This window comes from Arthrobacter globiformis, assembly GCF_046536215.2.
GTDB classification, from domain to species: domain Bacteria; phylum Actinomycetota; class Actinomycetes; order Actinomycetales; family Micrococcaceae; genus Arthrobacter; species Arthrobacter globiformis_E.
The window spans coordinates 2142590-2164028 of sequence record NZ_CM143421.1 but is presented as its reverse complement, the minus strand read 5'-3'; the positions used below and the strand labels follow the sequence as shown (position 1 = coordinate 2164028).

Annotated in this window: 10 protein-coding genes and 3 rRNA genes; 7 read left to right on the top strand and 6 right to left on the bottom strand. The window is 63.9% G+C overall.

Going from position 1 to position 21439, the window contains the following annotated elements; translation table 11 throughout:
- Position 1: 1 nt before the first annotated feature.
- The 5 genes from R5O87_RS09605 (at position 2) to R5O87_RS09585 (ending at position 10718) form a co-directional block, all read left to right on the top strand.
- Positions 2–3925, top strand: coding sequence for a 1,4-alpha-glucan branching enzyme (locus R5O87_RS09605; protein ID WP_410555097.1), 3924 nt, complete (start codon positions 2–4; stop codon positions 3923–3925).
- A gap of 470 nt (positions 3926–4395) precedes the next feature.
- A 16S ribosomal RNA gene (locus R5O87_RS09600) occupies positions 4396–5919 on the top strand.
- A 523-nt stretch (positions 5920–6442) separates the two neighbouring features.
- Positions 6443–9569: ribosomal RNA gene (locus R5O87_RS09595) — 23S ribosomal RNA — on the top strand.
- A gap of 160 nt (positions 9570–9729) precedes the next feature.
- Positions 9730–9846: ribosomal RNA gene (gene rrf / locus R5O87_RS09590) — 5S ribosomal RNA — on the top strand.
- The 16S, 23S and 5S rRNA genes sit together here, the layout of an rRNA operon.
- A gap of 383 nt (positions 9847–10229) precedes the next feature.
- A complete protein-coding gene (locus R5O87_RS09585; RefSeq protein WP_410555256.1) occupies positions 10230–10718 on the top strand; it encodes an SRPBCC family protein in 489 nt (162 codons plus the stop codon).
- A gap of 41 nt (positions 10719–10759) precedes the next feature.
- On the opposite strand, the gene R5O87_RS09580 is transcribed toward R5O87_RS09585, so the two are convergent.
- Together R5O87_RS09580 and R5O87_RS09575 are read right to left on the bottom strand one after the other, a co-directional pair.
- Positions 10760–11773 carry a LacI family DNA-binding transcriptional regulator gene (locus R5O87_RS09580; RefSeq protein WP_410555257.1) on the bottom strand — a complete coding sequence of 338 codons (1014 nt, stop codon included), beginning with the start codon at positions 11771–11773 and terminating at the stop codon, positions 10760–10762.
- A gap of 3 nt (positions 11774–11776) precedes the next feature.
- Entirely contained in the window at positions 11777–13528 is a 1752-nt protein-coding gene (locus tag R5O87_RS09575) for a glycoside hydrolase family 13 protein (protein WP_410555258.1), read from the bottom strand.
- A gap of 220 nt (positions 13529–13748) precedes the next feature.
- Here R5O87_RS09575 and R5O87_RS09570 point away from each other — a divergent pair, with 220 nt between their 5' ends.
- Positions 13749–15119 (top strand): FAD-binding oxidoreductase, encoded by a 1371-nt coding sequence (locus R5O87_RS09570; protein WP_410555259.1) that lies wholly within the window; start codon positions 13749–13751, stop codon positions 15117–15119.
- A 26-nt stretch (positions 15120–15145) separates the two neighbouring features.
- Here R5O87_RS09570 and R5O87_RS09565 read toward each other — a convergent pair whose 3' ends face one another.
- From R5O87_RS09565 to otsA, 4 genes are all read right to left on the bottom strand, one after another.
- On the bottom strand, positions 15146–16564 hold the full coding sequence (locus R5O87_RS09565) for a DUF4032 domain-containing protein (protein ID WP_410555260.1): 1419 nt from the start codon (positions 16562–16564) through the stop codon (positions 15146–15148).
- Between the two features lie 145 nt (positions 16565–16709).
- Complete coding sequence (locus tag R5O87_RS09560) at positions 16710–17792, bottom strand: ABC transporter ATP-binding protein (protein ID WP_410555261.1); 1083 nt, start codon at positions 17790–17792, stop codon at positions 16710–16712.
- Positions 17793–18014: 222 nt separating this feature from the next.
- On the bottom strand, positions 18015–18833 hold the full coding sequence (otsB, locus tag R5O87_RS09555; RefSeq protein ID WP_410555262.1) for a trehalose-phosphatase: 819 nt from the start codon (positions 18831–18833) through the stop codon (positions 18015–18017).
- Positions 18823–20349 (bottom strand): alpha,alpha-trehalose-phosphate synthase (UDP-forming), encoded by a 1527-nt coding sequence (gene otsA / locus R5O87_RS09550; protein WP_410555263.1) that lies wholly within the window; start codon positions 20347–20349, stop codon positions 18823–18825. Before otsA ends, otsB begins: the two co-directional genes overlap by 11 nt.
- Positions 20350–20528: 179 nt before the next feature.
- On the opposite strand from otsA, the gene R5O87_RS09545 reads away from it, so the two are divergent.
- Complete coding sequence (locus R5O87_RS09545; RefSeq protein WP_410555264.1) at positions 20529–21419, top strand: DsbA family protein; 891 nt, start codon at positions 20529–20531, stop codon at positions 21417–21419.
- The last annotated feature ends 20 nt before the right edge of the window (positions 21420–21439 follow it).

Sequence of the window (21439 nt, the reverse complement as noted above, 5' to 3'; positions counted from 1 at the left end):
GATGACACAAACCACACTGACACCCACACTCGAGCAACTGCTCCGCGACTGGCTGCCGGCCCAGCGGTGGTTCCCGGTGAAGACCCCGGACTTCACCCTGGCGCCGGTGGGCGGCCTGGTCCTGGACGACGCCACCGGCCAGGCCGGCCTGGAGGTGTTCCTCGCCTCCGTTGAGTCCAAAACGGCCGACGGCGTCTCCCGCACCGACGTCGTGCAGATCCCGCTCAGCTACCGCAGCCAGCCCCTTCCGGGCGCCGAACGGGCCCTCATCGGGGAAAGCGACGACGCCGGGCTCGGGCACCGCTGGGTCTACGACGCCGTCCATGACCCCGCCTTCATTGCCGCCTGGCTGGAGCTCATCCGGTCGCAGGAAACCGCCGGCACTGCCAGCGGCCACCTCTCCGGCGCGGCCCAGCCGCTGCCGCAGGCCACCGGAACAGTCCGGGTCCTGTCCGGCGAACAGTCCAACACCTCGGTGATAGTGGACGACGGCGACTCCGCGGCCATCGTGAAGTTCTTCCGTGTGCTGTCGGCCGGCCGGAACCCGGAGGTGGAGGTCGGGGCCGCGCTGTCCGCCGCCCGCACCGAGGAGGTCCCCGCCACTCTGGGCTGGGTCACGGGCGAGTGGTATCCGCAGGGGCAGCTTTCCCCTGCCCACGGCACAGCCGGGTCCGCCGCGGGCGGACCCGCCCAGGGCGAACTGGCGGTGGCCCACGAATTCCTGGCCGGCGGCAGGGACGCGTGGCGGCTCGCCGTTGACGCCGCCGCCGGGGGAGTGGACTTCACCGCCGAGGCCTATGCCCTTGGCCATGCAACGGCCACTGTCCACCGCAGGCTGGCCGAAACGCTGGGTGTCTCGGCCGAAGCGGTTCCGGGCGCGGAAATTGCCCCCGGAGTAGCCCAGCGCGTGCGCCAGATGTGGGCAGAGGCGGGACCCGCCGTCGGACCCTACGAAGAGGGGCTGGAACGCCTGCTGGGCCGCCTGGAAGGCACCCCCGCCGGTGCGCTTCAGCGCATCCACGGCGACCTTCACCTCGGCCAGATCCTCCAGGTTCCCGGGGCCGAAGGCGGCCACGACCGGTGGGCCATCCTCGACTTCGAGGGGGAGCCGCTCCGGCCAATCTCCGAGCGCAACTTCCCCGACGCCCCGCTCAGGGACGTGACGGGCATGCTGCGCTCCTTCGACTACGCGGCGGGCGCCGCCGAGCGCGAACAGCCGGACGTCCGCGTCCCCGAGTCCTGGGTGGACGACTGCACCGAGGCCTTCCTGGCAGGCTACGCGGAAGTAACTCCCGGAACGGTGGACCGAAATTCGCCGCTCTTTGTGGCATTGTGGCTGGACAAGGCGCTCTACGAAGTCGTGTACGAGTTGCGCAACCGCCCGGGCTGGCTGGCCATCCCGGTGAATGCGGCCAGGCGGCTCCTCAGCACTACAAGCTCCGGCGAACCGGCCGGAGCAGCAGCGGAAGGTAAAAAGATGACAGGCTCTGCACACACCGACAGCCCCCACGCACCGTTGCACGTGGACGCGCACACGCTTTCACGCGTCGCGGCCGGTGAACACCACGCCCCACACTCGGTGCTTGGTGCCCATTTGGACGATTACGGCCACGTGACCATCCGCACCGTCAAGCACCTTGCGGAGGCGGTCAACGTGGTGACCCAGGCCGGAACCGTGCCCATGACCCACGAGGCCGAAGGAGTCTGGGTGGCCGTACTGGAGCCGTTGCAGCACGGCCACGTGCCGGACTACCGGCTCGAGGTGACCTACGAAGGTGCCGAACCCACCACGGTGGACGATCCGTACCGCTACCTTCCCACCGTTGGCGAAGTGGACCTGCACCTGATCGGCGAAGGGCGCCACGAGAAGCTCTGGACCGTGCTCGGCGCCCATTTGCAGCACTACAAGTCGTCGATGGGCGACATTGACGGCGTGTCCTTTGCCGTGTGGGCCCCCAACGCCGAAGCGGTCCGGGTCAAGGGCGACTTCAACGCCTGGGACGGGCGGGAAAACTCGCTGCGGTCCCTCGGCTCCTCGGGTGTCTGGGAGCTGTTCATCCCGGGTGTCCCGTCCGGCGCCTGCTACAAGTACGAAATCAAGACCAAGGGCGGCTACTGGGTGGAGAAGGCCGACCCGCTGGCCTTCGGCACCGAGGTTCCCCCGCTCACCGCGTCGAGGGTGGTCGAGTCCCACTACCAGTTCCAGGACGCGGACTGGATGAAGGAACGCGCCGCACGGGATCCGCACAACTCGCCGATGAGCGTCTACGAGGTCCACCTCGGATCCTGGCGGCTGGGCCTCAGCTACCGCGAGCTGGCCAAGGAACTCGTGGAGTACGTGAAGTGGCTCGGGTTCAGCCATGTGGAGTTCATGCCGGTGGCCGAGCACCCCTTCGGCGGCTCCTGGGGCTACCAGGTCACTTCCTACTACGCGCCGACGTCCCGCTTCGGGCACCCCGACGAGTTCCGCTTCCTCGTGGACTCGCTGCACCAGGCAGGCATCGGCGTGATTCTGGACTGGGTGCCTGCGCACTTCCCGAAGGACAACTGGGCCCTGGCGCAGTTCGACGGGCAGCCGCTCTACGAGCACGCCGACCCGAACCTCGGCGAGCACCCGGACTGGGGCACCCTCATCTTCGACTTCGGGCGCACCGAAGTCCGGAACTTCCTCGTGGCCAACGCGCTCTACTGGCTGGACGAGTTCCACATTGACGGCCTGCGCGTGGACGCCGTCGCCTCCATGCTGTACCTGGATTACTCGCGGGAGCACGGCCAGTGGCAGCCCAACCGCTTCGGCGGCCGCGAAAACCTGGAGGCGATCTCGTTCCTGCAGGAGGCCAACGCCACCGTGTACAAGACCCACCCCGGCGCGGTCATGATCGCCGAGGAATCCACCGCGTTCCCTGGCGTCACCGCGCCCACCAGCCACGGCGGCCTCGGCTTCGGCCTGAAGTGGAACATGGGCTGGATGCACGACTCGCTCAAGTACGCCTCCGAGGACCCGGTCAACCGCAAGTGGCACCACGGCACGGTCACGTTCTCCATGGTCTACGCGTTCACCGAGAACTTCCTGCTGCCCATCAGCCACGATGAGGTTGTCCACGGGAAGGGCTCCATGCTCCGCAAGATGCCCGGTGACCGCTGGCAGCAGCTGGCCAACCTCCGCGCGTTCCTGGGCTACCAGTGGGCGCACCCGGGCAAGCAGCTCATCTTCATGGGCACGGAATTCGGCCAGGAAGCCGAGTGGTCCGAACAGCACGGCCTCGACTGGTGGCTCGCTGACATCCCGGCGCACCGTGGCGTTCAGCTGCTGCTCAAGGACCTGAACGAGCTTTACAAGTCGACGCCGGCGCTGTACTCCCGGGACAACGAACCGGGCGGGTTCCAGTGGATCAACGGAGCCGACGCCGACCGCAACGTCCTCACCTTCGTCCGCTGGGACACCGAGGGCAACCCGCTGGTCTGTGCCGTCAACTTCTCCGGCGGCCCGCACAAGGAATATGCGCTGGGTGTGCCGTCTGGCGGAGCCTGGACCGAGGTGCTGAACACGGACTCCGAGGACTACGGCGGATCGGGCGTCCTCAACGGCGGCACGCTGGCCGCGGAGGACGAGGGGATCGATGGCCAGCCGGCCACCCTTACGGTTACGCTCCCGCCGCTGGGCGTCGCGTACTTCCGGCCGGCGGATCCCAACGTGATCACCACGCCGGCCGCTGCCAGGGCCAAGGCCACCGAGGCCAGCTCCGTCTTCGCCGGGCGCACTGCTGCTGAGAGCCGGGCTGCCGAGACGCGGGCTGCTGAACCAAAGAGTGCCGAACCGGCCGGCAAACCGACAGGCGCAGAACCGGTTGCCGCAGAACCGAATGGTGCTGCGCCGGCGGGTGGGACGGGGAAGTCGGCTCTACCCGGCGGGCCGCTCGTCTAAGGGCTGGCGTACCGCTCCACCCGGCCGGCTGTTTGACTAAGGGGAGGCCCCGGAATCCTTGAGGATTCCGGGCCCTCCCCGGCATTGCGTCGGCACAGTTGGCATTCCGCCGAAGTAGTGGTAAAGTTTATTTCCGCGCCGCTCCCCGGAGCGAGTCGGCAAGGAGATCCGGAAGCCACAGGCTGGGCCGGACGAGAACCGCCGATTTGACTCGGACGAAGCGAGCGGGTAAGTTTGAAAAGTTGCTCCGGAGCGATCCTGAATGTTTGGTTTGGGTGGTGCCGGGTGTGTCTGTTGTTTGAGAACTCAATAGTGTGCCAAGTTTGTTGATACCGATTTTTTTATGAATTGGTTGAATTGCCGGGCCATGTCACCCCCGTGGTGTGGTCTGGTGTTTTTGGCTGGTTTCAAATTTTGTGCAGCCTGGTTCCGCGTTATTTCCGTGGGGCCTGGTTGTGTCTGTTTTGTTTTCAACGGAGAGTTTGATCCTGGCTCAGGATGAACGCTGGCGGCGTGCTTAACACATGCAAGTCGAACGATGATCCGGTGCTTGCGCCGGGGATTAGTGGCGAACGGGTGAGTAACACGTGAGTAACCTGCCCTTGACTCTGGGATAAGCCTGGGAAACTGGGTCTAATACCGGATATGACTCCTCATCGCATGGTGGGGGGTGGAAAGCTTTTGTGGTTTTGGATGGACTCGCGGCCTATCAGCTTGTTGGTGAGGTAATGGCTCACCAAGGCGACGACGGGTAGCCGGCCTGAGAGGGTGACCGGCCACACTGGGACTGAGACACGGCCCAGACTCCTACGGGAGGCAGCAGTGGGGAATATTGCACAATGGGCGGAAGCCTGATGCAGCGACGCCGCGTGAGGGATGACGGCCTTCGGGTTGTAAACCTCTTTCAGTAGGGAAGAAGCGAAAGTGACGGTACCTGCAGAAGAAGTGCCGGCTAACTACGTGCCAGCAGCCGCGGTAATACGTAGGGCGCAAGCGTTATCCGGAATTATTGGGCGTAAAGAGCTCGTAGGCGGTTTGTCGCGTCTGCCGTGAAAGTCCGGGGCTCAACTCCGGATCTGCGGTGGGTACGGGCAGACTAGAGTGATGTAGGGGAGACTGGAATTCCTGGTGTAGCGGTGAAATGCGCAGATATCAGGAGGAACACCGATGGCGAAGGCAGGTCTCTGGGCATTAACTGACGCTGAGGAGCGAAAGCATGGGGAGCGAACAGGATTAGATACCCTGGTAGTCCATGCCGTAAACGTTGGGCACTAGGTGTGGGGGACATTCCACGTTTTCCGCGCCGTAGCTAACGCATTAAGTGCCCCGCCTGGGGAGTACGGCCGCAAGGCTAAAACTCAAAGGAATTGACGGGGGCCCGCACAAGCGGCGGAGCATGCGGATTAATTCGATGCAACGCGAAGAACCTTACCAAGGCTTGACATGGACCGGACCGCCGCAGAAATGTGGTTTCTCCTTTCGGGGCCGGTTCACAGGTGGTGCATGGTTGTCGTCAGCTCGTGTCGTGAGATGTTGGGTTAAGTCCGCAACGAGCGCAACCCTCGTTCCATGTTGCCAGCACGTAGTGGTGGGGACTCATGGGAGACTGCCGGGTCAACTCGGAGGAAGGTGGGGACGACGTCAAATCATCATGCCCCTTATGTCTTGGGCTTCACGCATGCTACAATGGCCGGTACAAAGGGTTGCGATACTGTGAGGTGGAGCTAATCCCAAAAAGCCGGTCTCAGTTCGGATTGGGGTCTGCAACTCGACCCCATGAAGTCGGAGTCGCTAGTAATCGCAGATCAGCAACGCTGCGGTGAATACGTTCCCGGGCCTTGTACACACCGCCCGTCAAGTCACGAAAGTTGGTAACACCCGAAGCCGGTGGCCTAACCCCTTGTGGGAGGGAGCCGTCGAAGGTGGGACTGGCGATTGGGACTAAGTCGTAACAAGGTAGCCGTACCGGAAGGTGCGGCTGGATCACCTCCTTTCTAAGGAGCACCTACAACACTGTTTCCTGGACGTATGTGCCGGGGGTGGGTGTTGTCAGGAGTAAAGGCCCGCAGCACAAACGGATGTTTTGTGGCGGGTGCTCATGGGTGGAATATCAACGGATAGCGGCTGCGTGGTTTTTGTCCTGGTTCAGTACGGTCGGGTTCCCTTTGGGGGTCTGTCCTGGAACGGCGGGGGCGGGGGTTGCGTGGTTTAGTGTTTGGCACACTGTCGGGTCCTGAGGCAACAGGACCGGGGAGGGTAACTCTTTTCCGGGACGTTTGTTTCTGGTTTCCTGGCTGCACCGATCACACGGTTGTCTGCGCTGTTGGCGCGGGGTGTGTGGGGTGTGTGGTACGGGGTTGTTGTTTGAGAACTACATAGTGGACGCGAGCATCTTTTATAAGAAGCAATTTCCAAGATATTTGAACCTGGATCTGGCTGCGCTGGTGGTGCCCTTTGGGGTGTTGTTGGTGTGGTTGGTTTCTGTGGTTCTCTCGAGAAAATGTTTTTGATCTTTTGTGGTCAAGTTTTAAGAGCACACGGTGGATGCCTTGGCATTAGGAGCCGAAGAAGGACGTAGGAATCTGCGATAAGCCTGGGGGAGTCGATAACCGGACTGTGATCCCAGGGTGTCCGAATGGGGAAACCCCGCCAGACGCGCGAGTGATCTGGTGACCCGCATCTGAACACATAGGGTGCGTGGAGGGAACGCGGGGAAGTGAAACATCTCAGTACCCGCAGGAAGAGAAAACAACAGTGATTCCGTTAGTAGTGGCGAGCGAACGCGGATCAGGCTAAACCGTTTCCATGTGTGATAGCCGGCGGGCGTTGCATGGGCGGGGTTGTGGGACTTGTTGTCCTGGTTCTGCCGGACCGGGGAGGTGTGAGTGCTGGTATAGGTGAACGGTCTTGAAAGGCCGGCCGTAGAGGGTGTGAGCCCCGTAACCGTAATGCTGTGCGCCGCCTTTGATGAGTATCCCAAGTAGCACGGGGCCCGAGAAATCCCGTGTGAATCTGTCAGGACCACCTGATAAGCCTAAATACTCCCTAATGACCGATAGCGGACCAGTACCGTGAGGGAAAGGTGAAAAGTACCCCGGGAGGGGAGTGAAACAGTACCTGAAACCGTGTGCTTACAATCCGTCGGAGCAGCCTTGTAGTTGTGACGGCGTGCCTTTTGAAGAATGAGCCTGCGAGTTAGTGTTACGTCGCGAGGTTAACCCGTGTGGGGAAGCCGTAGCGAAAGCGAGTCTGAACAGGGCGTTGCAGTGGCGTGATCTAGACCCGAAGCGAAGTGATCTACCCATGGCCAGGTTGAAGCGACGGTAAGACGTCGTGGAGGACCGAACCCACTTCAGTTGAAAATGGAGGGGATGAGCTGTGGGTAGGGGTGAAAGGCCAATCAAACTTCGTGATAGCTGGTTCTCCCCGAAATGCATTTAGGTGCAGCGTTGCGTGTTTCTTTCCGGAGGTAGAGCTACTGGATGGCTAATGGGCCTGACAAGGTTACTGACGTCAGCCAAACTCCGAATGCCGGTAAGTGAGAGCGCAGCAGTGAGACTGTGGGGGATAAGCTTCATAGTCGAGAGGGAAACAGCCCAGACCACCAACTAAGGCCCCTAAGCGTGTGCTAAGTGGGAAAGGATGTGGAGTTGCGAAGACAACCAGGAGGTTGGCTTAGAAGCAGCCATCCTTAAAGAGTGCGTAATAGCTCACTGGTCAAGTGATTCCGCGCCGACAATGTAGCGGGGCTCAAGTACACCGCCGAAGTTGTGGCATTCACATATTTTCCAAGCCTTTGTGGTTCAGGAGTGTGGATGGGTAGGGGAGCGTCGTGTGGGCGGTGAAGTCGCGGTGTAAACCAGCGGTGGAGCCTACACGAGTGAGAATGCAGGCATGAGTAGCGAAAGACGGGTGAGAAACCCGTCCGCCGGATGATCAAGGGTTCCAGGGTCAAGCTAATCTGCCCTGGGTAAGTCGGGACCTAAGGCGAGGCCGACAGGCGTAGTCGATGGACAACGGGTTGATATTCCCGTACCGGCGAAAAACCGCCCATGTTGAACAGGGGATACTAACCGCCCGAAACCTGCCCGACGCCCCTTGTGGGTGAAGGGTTTTGGTGGAGCGCGGGACCTGATCCTGGGAGGCAAGCGTATTAACAGGTGTGACGCAGGAAGGTAGCCGAGCCGGGCGATGGTTGTCCCGGTCCAAGGATGTAGGGCGAACGGTAGGCAAATCCGCTGTTCATGTGCCTGAGATCTGACGGGACTCCCGTAAAGGGGGGATTCGGTGATCCTATGCTGCCTAGAAAAGCATCGGCGCGAGGTTTTAGCCGCCCGTACCCCAAACCGACACAGGTGATCAGGTAGAGAATACTAAGGCGATCGAGAGAATTATGGTTAAGGAACTCGGCAAAATGCCCCCGTAACTTCGGGAGAAGGGGGGCCCCAACCTTGAACACCACTTGCTGGTGGGAGGGGATCGGGGCCGCAGAGACCAGGGGGAAGCGACTGTTTACTAAAAACACAGGTCCGTGCGAAGTCGCAAGACGATGTATACGGACTGACTCCTGCCCGGTGCTGGAAGGTTAAGAGGACCGGTTAGCCTCACGGCGAAGCTGAGAATTTAAGCCCCAGTAAACGGCGGTGGTAACTATAACCATCCTAAGGTAGCGAAATTCCTTGTCGGGTAAGTTCCGACCTGCACGAATGGAGTAACGACTTCCCCGCTGTCTCAACCATAAACTCGGCGAAATTGCAGTACGAGTAAAGATGCTCGTTACGCGCAGCAGGACGGAAAGACCCCGAGACCTTTACTATAGTTTGGTATTGGTGTTCGGAGTGGCTTGTGTAGGATAGGTGGGAGACGTTGAAGCCCGGACGCCAGTTCGGGTGGAGTCATCGTTGAAATACCACTCTGGTCACTTTGGACATCTAACTTCGGCCCGTAATCCGGGTCAGGGACAGTGCCTGATGGGTAGTTTAACTGGGGCGGTTGCCTCCTAAAAAGTAACGGAGGCGCCCAAAGGTTCCCTCAGCCTGGTTGGCAATCAGGTGTCGAGTGTAAGTGCACAAGGGAGCTTGACTGTGAGAGAGACATCTCGAGCAGGGACGAAAGTCGGGACTAGTGATCCGGCGGTACATTGTGGAATGGCCGTCGCTCAACGGATAAAAGGTACCTCGGGGATAACAGGCTGATCTTGCCCAAGAGTCCATATCGACGGCATGGTTTGGCACCTCGATGTCGGCTCGTCGCATCCTGGGGCTGGAGTAGGTCCCAAGGGTTGGGCTGTTCGCCCATTAAAGCGGTACGCGAGCTGGGTTTAGAACGTCGTGAGACAGTTCGGTCCCTATCCGCTGCGCGCGCAGGAAATTTGAGAAGGGCTGTCCTTAGTACGAGAGGACCGGGACGGACGAACCTCTGGTGTGTCAGTTGTACTGCCAAGTGCACCGCTGATTAGCTACGTTCGGATGGGATAACCGCTGAAAGCATCTAAGCGGGAAGCTCGCTTCGAGATGAGATTTCCATACACCTTGTGTGTGAGAGGCCCCCAGCCAGACCACTGGGTTGATAGGCCGGATGTGGAAGCGAGGACTAACGACTCGTGAAGCTGACCGGTACTAATAGGCCAACAACTTACACCACACAAGAATCAATGCATGCTTGCGTCCACTATGTGGTTCCCAACCAACAAACCCGCCCACGGGTTTCACGGGAACCAAGATAACTGAATACAACACCACAGTTGTAACACCACAGATTTCCCACACCAGGGCCCATCGCCCCACGGTGCCGGGAGCAAGGGTTACGGCGGTCATAGCGTGGGGGAAACGCCCGGTCCCATTCCGAACCCGGAAGCTAAGACCCACAGCGCCGATGGTACTGCACCCGGGAGGGTGTGGGAGAGTAGGTCACCGCCGGACACTATTTACGGCTCAGGCCCCGACGATGAACGTCGGGGCCTGAACCTTTTAAGCCCGGTTGGTCTTTCATGACTCCGACCCGTTTAGCACAGCCCTGCCAAATCCGAAGGCAACCCCCCTCTCACTTCCTGCAGGTTTTCCACCGACGCGCTCTCAGATCCTGCAGGTTTTTACCAGACGCTCGATCACTTCCTGCAGGTCTTTCCCGAACGCTTCCTCAGTCCTGCTGGAGGGAGGGCCACAAGCAGCGGCACAATCAGGGAAGGCGGGAAGTGATAGAGCGTCGGTCCAAAAGCGGTAGGAAGTGATAGAGCGTCGGGGGAAAAGCGGTAGGAAGTGAAAGAGCGTCCCATGGGAGTGTGGGGCCGGTAGAGTTGGTAGCCATGGAAAATCTCTTCAGCCACGCAGCCGGCGGCGACGTGCCTCAGCCCGTTGAGAGCCTGGACCCCGTCATCTGCACTGTGGTGGTCCCCGGTCCGGTGTCCCGGGCGTTCATGGGCTTCACCGACCACACGCACCTCTGGTGGCCCATGGAGACCAACAGCGTCTACGGGCCCGGCTCTTACGTGGAGTTCGAGGAGAACCTCATCCTGGAGAGCTCCGACGACGGCCGGAGCACCACCTGGGGAACCATTGATGACTGGCAGCCCCCGCTGTCCTTCCACGCATCGTGGTACCCCGGCAGCACGGCCCTGTGGTCCACCGAGCTGCGCGTTGTCTTCCGTGGCGTCGAGGAAGGCGCCGAAGTGCGCGTGGTCCATGACGGCTGGGAAGGCGCCGAGGACCCGGCCGGCACCCGCGCCGCCTGGGAGAAGGACTGGCCCGAAGTTCTGGGCCGGTATGTGCGGTTCATGGGCGGCGCGTCAGAGTAAGGCGGCTCTGAGACAGACTCAATGCCACGCCACGTCCGGTCCTATGCCGGAGGTACTGCAGTGCTCCGCCGGATGACAAGCCGCGTTGGGTATTCGGTGTCCGTAACAACCCGGTCCGTGCCGGCGTCGAACCCCTCGAGCAGCAGGCGCACCGCCAGCGCTCCCTGGCCGCACGGATCCTGATCGATCGTGGTCAGGCCGAACAGTTCGCCGAGCTCGTGCCCGTCCAGGCCGATCACCGACAGGTCCTCCGGCACCCGGAGCCCGAAGTCCCGGGCTGCCAGGATGGTCCCGATCGCCATCTCGTCAGAGGCGGCGAAGACTGCTGTGGGCCGTTCCGAAGTTCCGCCGAGAAGCTCGCGTGCCACGGCGTAGGCGCCCTCGACGGTAAAGTCCGCCCGGACCACCCATGAGGGCCGCAGGGGAAGGCGAGCAGCTGTCATGGCCTTCTCATAGCCGGCACGGCGGGTGCTCGGGATTTTGAAGTCCGGGTCATTCAGTGAGTCGCCGGTGATGTGCGCGATGCGTGTGTGGCCGAGCCTGATGAGGTGATTGACGGCGGACACGGCCAGCCCGTGGTCGTCCACGCGGATGGTGGAAGCCCCGGGCAGCGGTCCGCCGATCCCCACGAGCGGGCGGTCGATGGCCAGCATCTGGCTGATCTCTTCTTCCGTCAGCGCCAGCGCCACCGCGATGACCGCGTCCACGCGTTTCCGCAGCAGAAAGTCCTGGAGGATGCTCCGCCGCCGGACCGCGCCCTCCGTGATGTTGTAAAGCGTCAGGTCATAGCCGGCGTCGAGGAGGGCAGCCGAAACGCCCTCCACCACGGACGAGAAGTACCAGCGGCGGACTGTGGGGACCAGGACCCCGACGTTGCGGGTCCGGCCGGAGGCAAGGCTGGACGCCTGATAGGAGGGCACGAAGCCAAGCTCGACGGCGGCTTCCCTGGCACGCTCCCGGCTCGCCGGCGACACATGGCCTTTGCCGCTCAAGGCGCGCGAAACGGTGGCTACGGATAGCCCCGCCCGTTCCGCAACGTCCTTGATCCCGGCCATGGCTTAGCTCTCCGCGCCCTCCGGCGAAATCCGCAGCCAGACGGTTTCCCCGGAGCCCAGGGAAGGGCGCTGGTCATCTTCGCCGCCGTCCGAGGGAGACGAACTGCGGAGCACAACCTCGCCGGCGGGCAGTTCCAGCGGAACCGAACCGATGTTCATGACCACCAGAATGTCGCCGTTGAGGAATGCCAGCGATGACGCGGTGCACCATTCCTCCGCCCACGCGAGAGAACCCCGTCCCAGATCCAGTTCACGGCGGACAGTGAGCATGCGGCGGTACAGGTTCAAGTGCGACGACGGGTCCCCGGCCTGGGCGTCCCGGGCCAGTTTCGCGAAGCTCTCCGGCTGGGGGAGCCAGGGTGTGTCACCTTCGCCGAAGCCGCTGTGGCGTTCTGACGCCTTCCACGGCAGCGGGACACGGCAGCCGTCGCGGCCCAGGCGGGCGCCGCCGGTTCGCGCGAATGTCGGGTCCTGCCGCTGGTGGTCCGGGATGTCGATGCCGTCGGGCAGCCCCAGTTCTTCGCCCTGGTACAGGTAGGCACCGCCGGGGAGTCCCAGCATGAACAGTGATGCCGCGGCGGCCCGGGTCCTGCCCAGCTCCTCGTCCGGCTGGGGATCCCAAGGGCCGATGCCGTCCCCGTCACGCGGTCCGGACCAGTCGTACCCAAACCGGGTGGCGTGCCGGACGACGTCGTGGTTGGACAGCACCCAGGTGCTCGGCGCACCCACGGCGTCCAACGACGTCAGGGACTCGGTGACGATATGGCGGAGGCGCGGGAGGTCCAGCCCGGCATGGAGGTAGGGGAAGTTGAAGGCCTGGTGCATTTCGTCCGGCCGGACCCAGTGGGCCAGCCGCGGCAGCGGGTCCACATTGGCTTCGGCACAGAGAATTCGGTCCGGGCCGTACTCCTCAAGAATCTGGCGCCACCTGCGGTAGATGTCGTGCAGGGCCGGCTGGCCGAACATGGGCGCCTCGTGCCCGGGGAAACCGTCGGAGCTGCTGCCGTCGGCACGTCCGCCCCAGGCGGGCAGGCCGGGGGCCTTGACCAGGGCGTGGGCCACGTCCACTCGGAATCCGGAGACACCGCGGTCCAGCCAGAAGCGCAGGATACGCTCGAACTCGTCATGCACGTCCTGGTTGTCCCAGTTGAAGTCCGGCTGCGAGGAATCGAAGAGGTGCAGGTACCACTGTCCCGCAGTGCCGTCAGGTTCGGTGATGCGGGTCCAAGCAGAGCCGCCGAAGTGCGACTCCCAGTTGTTGGGTGGTTCGTCCCCCGCCGCGCCCTGGCCGTCGCGGAAGATGAACATGTCCCGTTCGGCGCTACCCGGACCGGCAGCCAGCGCCGCCTGGAAGTCGCGGTGCTGGTCGGAGCAGTGGTTCGGGACCAGGTCCACGATGACGCGCAGGCCCAGGCGGTTGGCCTCAGCCACCATGCCGTCGAAGTCTCCGAGCGTGCCGAAGATCGGGTCGACGTCGCAGTAGTCGCTGACGTCGTATCCGGCGTCGCGCTGGGGGGAGCGGTAAAAGGGGGAGAGCCAGACGGCATCCACGCTGAGCTCGGCAAGCTGCGGCATCTCGGCCGTGATCCCTGCCAGGTCACCGATTCCGTCGCCGTTCATGTCCCGGAAGGACCGCGGGTACACCTGGTAAATGACGGCGGACCGCCACCAGCCGTGCGCGTTGTCGGGGGCGTGGATAGGCGTCAGTGCGCCAGCCAGCGGCGACGCCGAGTGCAGAAACGAGTCAACAGACATTGAGCAATCCTAAGGGCCTGCTACCCGCAAATGAAAGCGTTTACATCATCAAATCCCTTGACAGTTGGGGTCAAGCCTGCGGGGTGTCACGTCATTCCCATCACAAAGTTGGAAACGCTTCCAGACCGACCCGAAGGCCGATCTCCGGCAAGGAAGCCGTCAAGGCAAGTGTGGCCCGGGCGACATCTAAACTGAAGCAAAGCGATTGAACGGGAGACCCATGGGCAGCATCGCCGACGAACTGACATCAATCCTGGGGCCGGGGAAAATCCTCCGGAACGAGGCTGCACTCGCCGTGTACGCCGTCGACCAGGCCCCTGTGATGCACTACCGGCTGCCCGCCGCGGTGGTGCTCGCGGAGTCTGTCGACGACGTCCAGGCCACCGTCAAGGCCTGCGCCGCCCGCAACGTGCCGCTGGTGCCCCGCGGCGCCGGGACGGGGGTCTCCGGAGGTGCCCACGCCAGTGAGGGCTGTGTTGTCCTTGGCCTGGAACGGATGAACCGCATTCTGGAGCTTAACGCGGACGACGAGACCGCCGTCGTCGAACCCGGCGTTATCAACGCCGACCTGAACGATGCCGCCGCGGCGCACGGGCTCATGTTTGCTCCGGACCCGGCAAGCTTCCGGATGTCCACCATCGGCGGCAACGTGGCCACCAACGCCGGCGGCCTCCGGTGTGCCAAATACGGCGTGACCCGGGATTCCGTGCTGGCCCTGGACGTCGTCCTCGCGGACGGGTCGCTGCTGCACACCGGACACCAGACCTTCAAGGGCGTGGCCGGCTACGACCTGACTGGGCTGTTCGTGGGGTCGGAGGGCACGCTCGGCATCGTGGTCGGTGCGACCGTCCGGCTGAAGTACCTGCCCCGCGAGGTGCACACCATCGCCGCGTTCTACCCCGGCTTCCGGGAGGCGGCGGCAGGTGTGCTCGCCGTCGGCAAGGCCCGGGTGCAGCCGGCCATCATGGAACTGCTCGACGGCGGGTCGCTGGCCCAGCTGGATGAGCTGCACGGCTCGGACCTCGCAGCCCGGGGGGCCTCGCTGCTCCTGGTCCAGACGGACGGCTTCGGGGCGGCGGCGGAAGCCGACGTGGTGCGGGAGGTCCTGGCGGCCGGCGGTGCCGTGGTGACCACCGAGGCCAGCGCGGAGGCGGAACAGCTGGTGGAACTTCGCCGCAACAGCAGGGGCGTCGAGGTGGACGACCAGTACCGCGTGGGCGAGGACGTGGCCGTGCCGCGCTCCCGGCTGGTGGACTACGTGGCGGCGCTGGAGGCGATGGCCGAGGCCCACGATGTGAAGCTGAAGGTCGTGGCCCACGCAGGCGACGGGAACCTGCATCCGACCTTCTGGATTGACCGTGTCAACGATGAGGTGGACGCCGGCGCGATGCGCCGCCTGAACACGGCGTTGGACGCGTCCATCGTCGCGGCACTGGAGATGGGCGGGACTATCACCGGGGAGCACGGCGTGGGGCAGTACAAGCTGCGCTGGCTGGGCCTGGAACAGCCCGAGCCGCTGCGTGAACTGCAGCGCCGGGTCAAGGACCTCTTCGATCCCGCCGGCATCCTGAACCCCGGCAAAGCGATCTAAGACACCGTTAGATCCGTGGACAGGACTCAGTCGTCGGCGTCGGGATACTCGTCTTCGGTCTCATCGGCCCCGTACCGCGACTCCTCGGTTTCCACAGCGAGGATCTTCAGCATCTCCGTGTCCGGGTTCAGCATGATGGCTGCCTCGTCGCGGCGGTGGCGCAGGATGGAGTCGATGTAGGACTGGACGGCCTCGGCCAGCGGGATGTGGCGTTCCTGCTTTTCGGACATGTACCAGCGGTGCTCCAGCACCTCGTGCACGGCTTCGGCGGGTTCGAGCTTTCCGGACAGGTCGCGGGGGATGGACCGGACGATCGGCTCGAAGATCTGGCTGACCCACAGGTGGGCGCTGTATTCCTCGTCCATCTCCGGGTTGTTGTCGGCCCGGAAGGAGTCCATGTCGTTGAGCAGGCGGCGGGCCTGGTTTTCCTGGGCGTCGAGTCCGGTCAGGCGCAGCAAGCGGCGCATGTGGTGGCCGGCGTCGACCACCTTCGGCTGCAGCTGGATGGTGGAGCCGTTCTGGGTGGTCTTGATCGCATACTCTTCGACGTCGAAGCCGAGCTCGTTGAGACGCCGGATGCGGGCGCCGACGCGCCAGCGCTCACCCAGTTCGAAGGATTCCTTGGCGGTCAGCTCCGTCCACAGGCGGCGGTAGCTTTCCATGATGAGTTCGCTGGTGGCCACGGGGTCCACCTTCTCCTCAATCAGTCCGCCGTCCAGTAGGTCCATGAGCTCGCCGGCGATGTTGACGCGGGCGATCTCCAGGTCATACTCGCGCTGGCCGGTGGAAAGGTCCGGGTAGAGTTCGCCGGTTTCGGCGTCCACCAGGTAGGCGGCGAAGGCGCCGGCGTCGCGGCGGAACAGGGTGTTGGAGAGCGAGACGTCGCCCCAGTAGAAGCCGATGAGGTGCAGCCGGACCATCAGCAGCGCCTGGGCGTCGATGAGCCTGGTGAGCGTGTCCTTGCGCAGCATCTGCGAGAAGAGCGCGCGGTACGGCATGGAGAACTTCAGGTGCCGGGTCACGAGGACCGGGTTCAGGGGCCGGCCGTCGGGAGTGGTGCGGCCGGTGATGACGGCGACGGGCTCCACACAGGGCACGTCCAGCCGCGCGAGCTTGCGGAGCATGTGGTATTCGTGGCGGGCCACGTGCTCGGATGTTTCCTTGATGGCGATGACGGAGCCGCCCAAGTGCGCGAACCGGACGATGTGCCGGGAGATACCGCGGGGGAGCGCGGCCAGGTTTTCCGCCGGCCAGTCTTCGAGCGCGATGTGCCAGGGCAGGTCGAGGAGCTCGGGGTCGGCGGCTGCGGCCGTGATGTTGAGGTTGCTTGCGACCGAGGCTGCCTTGTCGTCATTGGCGCTGGCCGCTTCGAACCGCGGCAACTTGCCGATCTGGCCGTAGTCGGTGGGTTCGTCGTGCCACTGCGCGCTGTGTTCCTCGGTCATGGGTCAATTCTTCCGTATTTTGCAGGGGGTGCCTAAAAGGGGACTGCGGTTAACGCCCGACGGCGGCCCTCCGGTTGGGGAGGACCGCCGCCTAAGGTTTTGGCTGGGTTTCGACAGGCTCAACCAGCGGAGCCGGTGGGGAGGATTAGTCGCCCAGGCGCTCACCGGTCTTGGTGTCGAACAGGTGCACGTGGCCGGACTGCGGACGGACCCAGATGGACTCGCCCTTCATCGGAGGACGGCGGCCGTCGACGCGTGCCACGATGTCGTGGGTCTTGCCGTCCAGCGTGGTGTGGCCGTAGACGTAAGCGTCGGCACCGAGCTCTTCGACGACGTCCACCTCAACCTGGATGCCTTCGCCCTGGGCTGCGGTCTCGAGGTCTTCGGGGCGGCTGCCCAGCGTAACGGTGCGGCCGTGGGCCTCATCGAGGATCTCGTGCGGCACGGGGTAAACGGTGCCGCCGAACTGGACACCGCCGTCGACCACGGGAAGTTCCAGCAGGTTCATGGCGGGGGAGCCGATGAAACCGGCCACGAAGACGTTCTTGGGGCGGTCGTATAGGTTGCGCGGGGTGTCCACCTGCATCAGCAGGCCGTCCTTGAGCACCGCAACGCGGTCGCCCATGGTCATGGCCTCGACCTGGTCGTGGGTCACGTACACGGTGGTGACGCCCAGGCGGCGGGTGAGGGAAGCGATCTGGGTACGGGTCTGGACGCGGAGCTTGGCGTCGAGGTTGGAGAGCGGCTCGTCCATGAGGAAGACCTGCGGGTTACGCACGATGGCGCGTCCCATGGCAACACGCTGGCGCTGACCGCCGGAGAGTGCCTTCGGCTTGCGGTCGAGGTACTGCTCAAGGTCGAGGAGCTTTGCGGCTTCGCGGACGCGCTCCGCACGTTCTTCCTTGGAGACGCCGGCGATCTTGAGGGCGAAGCCCATGTTGTCCGCCACGGTCATGTGCGGGTACAGCGCGTAGTTCTGGAATACCATCGCGATGTCGCGGTCCTTCGGTGGAACGTCGGTGACATCGCGGTCGCCAATGAGGATCCGGCCGGCGTTGACGTCCTCGAGGCCTGCGAGCATGCGCAGGGAGGTGGACTTACCGCAACCGGAGGGTCCGACGAGGACCAGGAATTCGCCGTCGGCGATTTCGATGTTGAGCTTGTCAACAGCGGGCTTTTCAGTGCCCGGGTACAGACGCGTAGCGTTGTCAAAAGTAACTGTTGCCACAGTTATCAATCCCTTCACCGGCAGGTACGTGCCGGACGATCCGTAGTGAATGGTTCATGTAATTCAGTTGTGCCCTACATGATGACTCCCCGGCCGGGGCCGAGGAGCATCCAGTGACGCCGCACGGTTCTGTGCGCCACATCACAGAGAAGAGTATGTCAGACTTATCGCGAATCGGACAAAATGTTACGGGCGTCACATATGAGATGCCGCACAGGGCGGCTACGGGGCGGTGACGGCCTTCCGGCGTTCCCGCAGCAGTGCCTCGAGGAGTTCGGCGATATGCACCGGTGCCTCCACCCGGAACTGTGCCTGGGTGAAGTCGAGCCCCACCTTCACGCCGACGTCGTCCTTCCCCAGGCGGGCCAGGGCGTCCTCGTCGGTGGTGTCGTCGCCGGCGAACAGAACCCCGGTGGCTCCGGTGGCCTGGCGGAGGAAGTCGACGCCCTCGCCCTTGGATGCGTGCACCACGGAGGTTTCCAGGACGCGCTTGCCGTTCTTGAGATAGACACCCGGGCGGTCCTGCAGCGCTGAGCGGGCGGCCGCGACTGCATCCTCGGCAACGTCGTCCGCCGCCAGCCGCGTGTGGAGCACGACGCCGGCGGGCTTCTCCTCCAGGACGGTTCCGGGGGCCAGTTCAGCGATCTCCGCCAGGATGCCCCGGACTTCCTCGAGGAGTGACAGCTGCTCCGGGTCGAGCGTCAGCGGCGCCGAGCCCGGGCCCAGCCATGCCTCGGCGCCGTGGCTTCCGATCAGCAGGGTCTCCTCCGGCGGGGAGGCGACCGCCCGCAGACTGTCCAGTGCCCGCCCGGAGATGAGTGCCGTCGTCGTACGCGGCAGTGCGGTCAGTTCGGCGAAGGCGGCAGCCGAGCGGGGGAGCGGGCGCGCGTCCCCGGCGTGGTCCACGATGGGGGAGATGGTGCCGTCGAAGTCCATGGCCACCAGCAGGTGGTCCGTGCCGGCGATGCGGCGCAGCGCCTCGAGCAGTTCGGGGGCCAGGGTCAGTTGGGTGCTGCCGGTGTGGTCTGCCTCAGGAGTCATCGCGGATTACCTTTTCGTTGAGGGCGTTCAGGAAGTCGGCTGACCAGTGGTCGACGTCGTGGTCCAGGATCTGCTTGCGCATGGAGCGCATGCGGCGGGCGGCTTCCTTGGGGGCCATCCTGACCGCCCGCATCACGGCGTCCTTGAGGCCGTCGATGTCGTGCGGGTTCATGAGCAGCGCCTGCTTGAGCTGGTCTGCGGCACCGGCGAACTCGCTGAGCACCAAGGCGCCGTCGTTGTTGGTGCGGGCTGTGACGTACTCTTTGGCGACCAGGTTCATGCCGTCACGGAGCGCGGTGACCAGCATGACGTCCGCCGCGAGGTAGAGCGCCACCATTTCCTCCACCGGGTAGCTGTGGTGCAGGTAGCGGACCGCCGTGTTCTCGATGGTGTCGTAGGTGCCGTTGATGTGGCCCACGGTGCCCTCAACCTCTTCACGCAGGAGCCGGTACTGCTCCACGCGCTCGCGGCTGGGGCTGGCAACCTGGATCAGCGTCGCGTCTCCCACCTGGAGTTTGCCCTCGTTCAGGAGCTCCTCGTAGGCCTTGAGGCGGTGGCCGATGCCCTTGGTGTAGTCCAGCCGGTCCACGCCGAGCAGGATGGTCTTGGGGTTGCCGAGGTCCTGCCGGATCTGTCGGGCGCGTTCGATGATTTCCGGCTTCTGCGCCAGTTCGGTGATGTGCTGGACATCGATGGAGATGGGGAAGGCCTGGGCGCGGGCGATGTGGGTGAGATCGCCGTCGGCGTCCTTGACGTGGACCTGCTGCTGCTTGACGCTGGCGCCCAGGAAGCGCCGGGCCGACCGCATGAAGTTGCCGGCGTCGCTGCTGCGCTGGAAGCCCACCAGGTCGGCGCCGAGCAGCCCGTCGATGATGGCCTGGCGCCAGGGGAGCTGGGCGAAGATTTCCGGCGGCGGGAAGGGAATGTGGTTGAAGAACCCGATCTTCAGGTCCGGCCGTGCCTGGCGCAGCATCCGCGGCACCAGCTGAAGCTGGTAGTCCTGCACCCAGACGGTTGCGCCCTCGTCGGCAGTGCGTACGACGGCGTCGGCGAACCTTCTGTTCACCGTGCGGTAGGCGTCCCACCAGGTTCTGTGGAACTCCGGCGGGGCGATGACATCGTGGTACAGGGGCCACAGCGTCGCATTGGAGAAACCTTCGTAATACAACTCAACGTCATCGCTGCTGAGCTGCACCGGGACGAGGTCCATGCCGCCGTGGCTGAACGGTTCGACGGTCTCATCGGCGGCACCGTGCCAGCCGACCCAGGCGCCGTCGGTCCGGGTCATCATGGGGGCGAGGGCAGTGACGAGGCCGCCGGGGGAGCGGCGCCAGCCGGAGCCGTCATCGCCGGGCTCTCCCGGGGCGCAACGGTCAACGGGCAAGCGGTTGGAGACCACCATGAAGTCGTACTTCGTGGCGTCCTTCGAGGGGCCGTTCGTGGCGTCCGAGCTGCCGCCGGGCACAGCCGAGCTTTCCGTTTTTGTGTCGGATTTGTCGCTTACGGCTCCGTGCATGGGGGCTCCCTAAGGTTGCTTGTGACTCTCATCAACCCTATCGGGCCGGAATCTTAGGGGCCATTCGTCCGTTGGTCAGGCTGAAACGAATACTTGAAAGCGCAAGCTCCAGGGTTCTCCCCTAAACTGGGGGAGTTGCCCCTGGTGGCCCGCACTTGTCCGTACGACACGAGGAACTAATGAGCCCCGCAAACGAACCCCGCAAGTCCAAAGCAGAACGCACGGCCGAGGCCCGCGAGAAGGCCCGCGAAATCCGGGAGGCGCAGCTTAAAAAGGACAAGCGGAACAAACTGCTCATTGGCTGGGGCATCGTGGTGGCCGTCGTGGCCATCCTCGCCGTCGTCGCGCTGGTGGTGACCACCAGCCTGAAGAACAACGCCCCGGTGGCGGACCAGGGCCCCACCCCGGCCAACGGCAACGTCCACGGCGGCATCACCCTGCTCAAGGGCACCGAGGTGGCAAAGTCCCCCGCTGCGAATGTGAACGTTGCGGACATCCCGTCGCCGGCAGCCTCGGCACCGGCCACCGTCACGGCGCCGGGCGCGGAGGCCGAAAAGGGCAAGCCGGTGAAGGTGGTCCTTTACATCGACTTCATCTGCCCTGTCTGCAAGAACTTCGAGGCGACGTACAACGAGACCCTGACGAAGCTGCGTGACGAAGGCAAGATCACCGTGGAGTACCGGGCCCTGGGCTTCCTGGACAGCCGCTCCACCACCAACTACTCCTCCCGCGCAGCCAACGCCGCCGCCTGCGTGGTGAACGAATCGCCTGAGAAGTACTCCGACTTCGTGAATGCGCTCTTCGACAAGCAGCCGGCCGAAGGCAGCGCCGGCCTCTCCGACGACGAGCTGAAGAAGCTGGCCAAGGACGTCGGGGCCAAGAGCATCGACTCCTGCGTGGAGAACAAGACCTACCGCCCGTGGGTCAAGTACACCACCCAGGAAGCCGCGGCCATCGGTGTGACCGGTACACCGACGGTCCTCGTGGACGGCAAGCAGTGGGGCAAGGGCGACAGCGCCCAGACCGAGTTCCCGGCCTTCGTCGACGCGGCCATCAAGGCCAAGGCCTAAGCGTTCATTCCTGGCAGTGG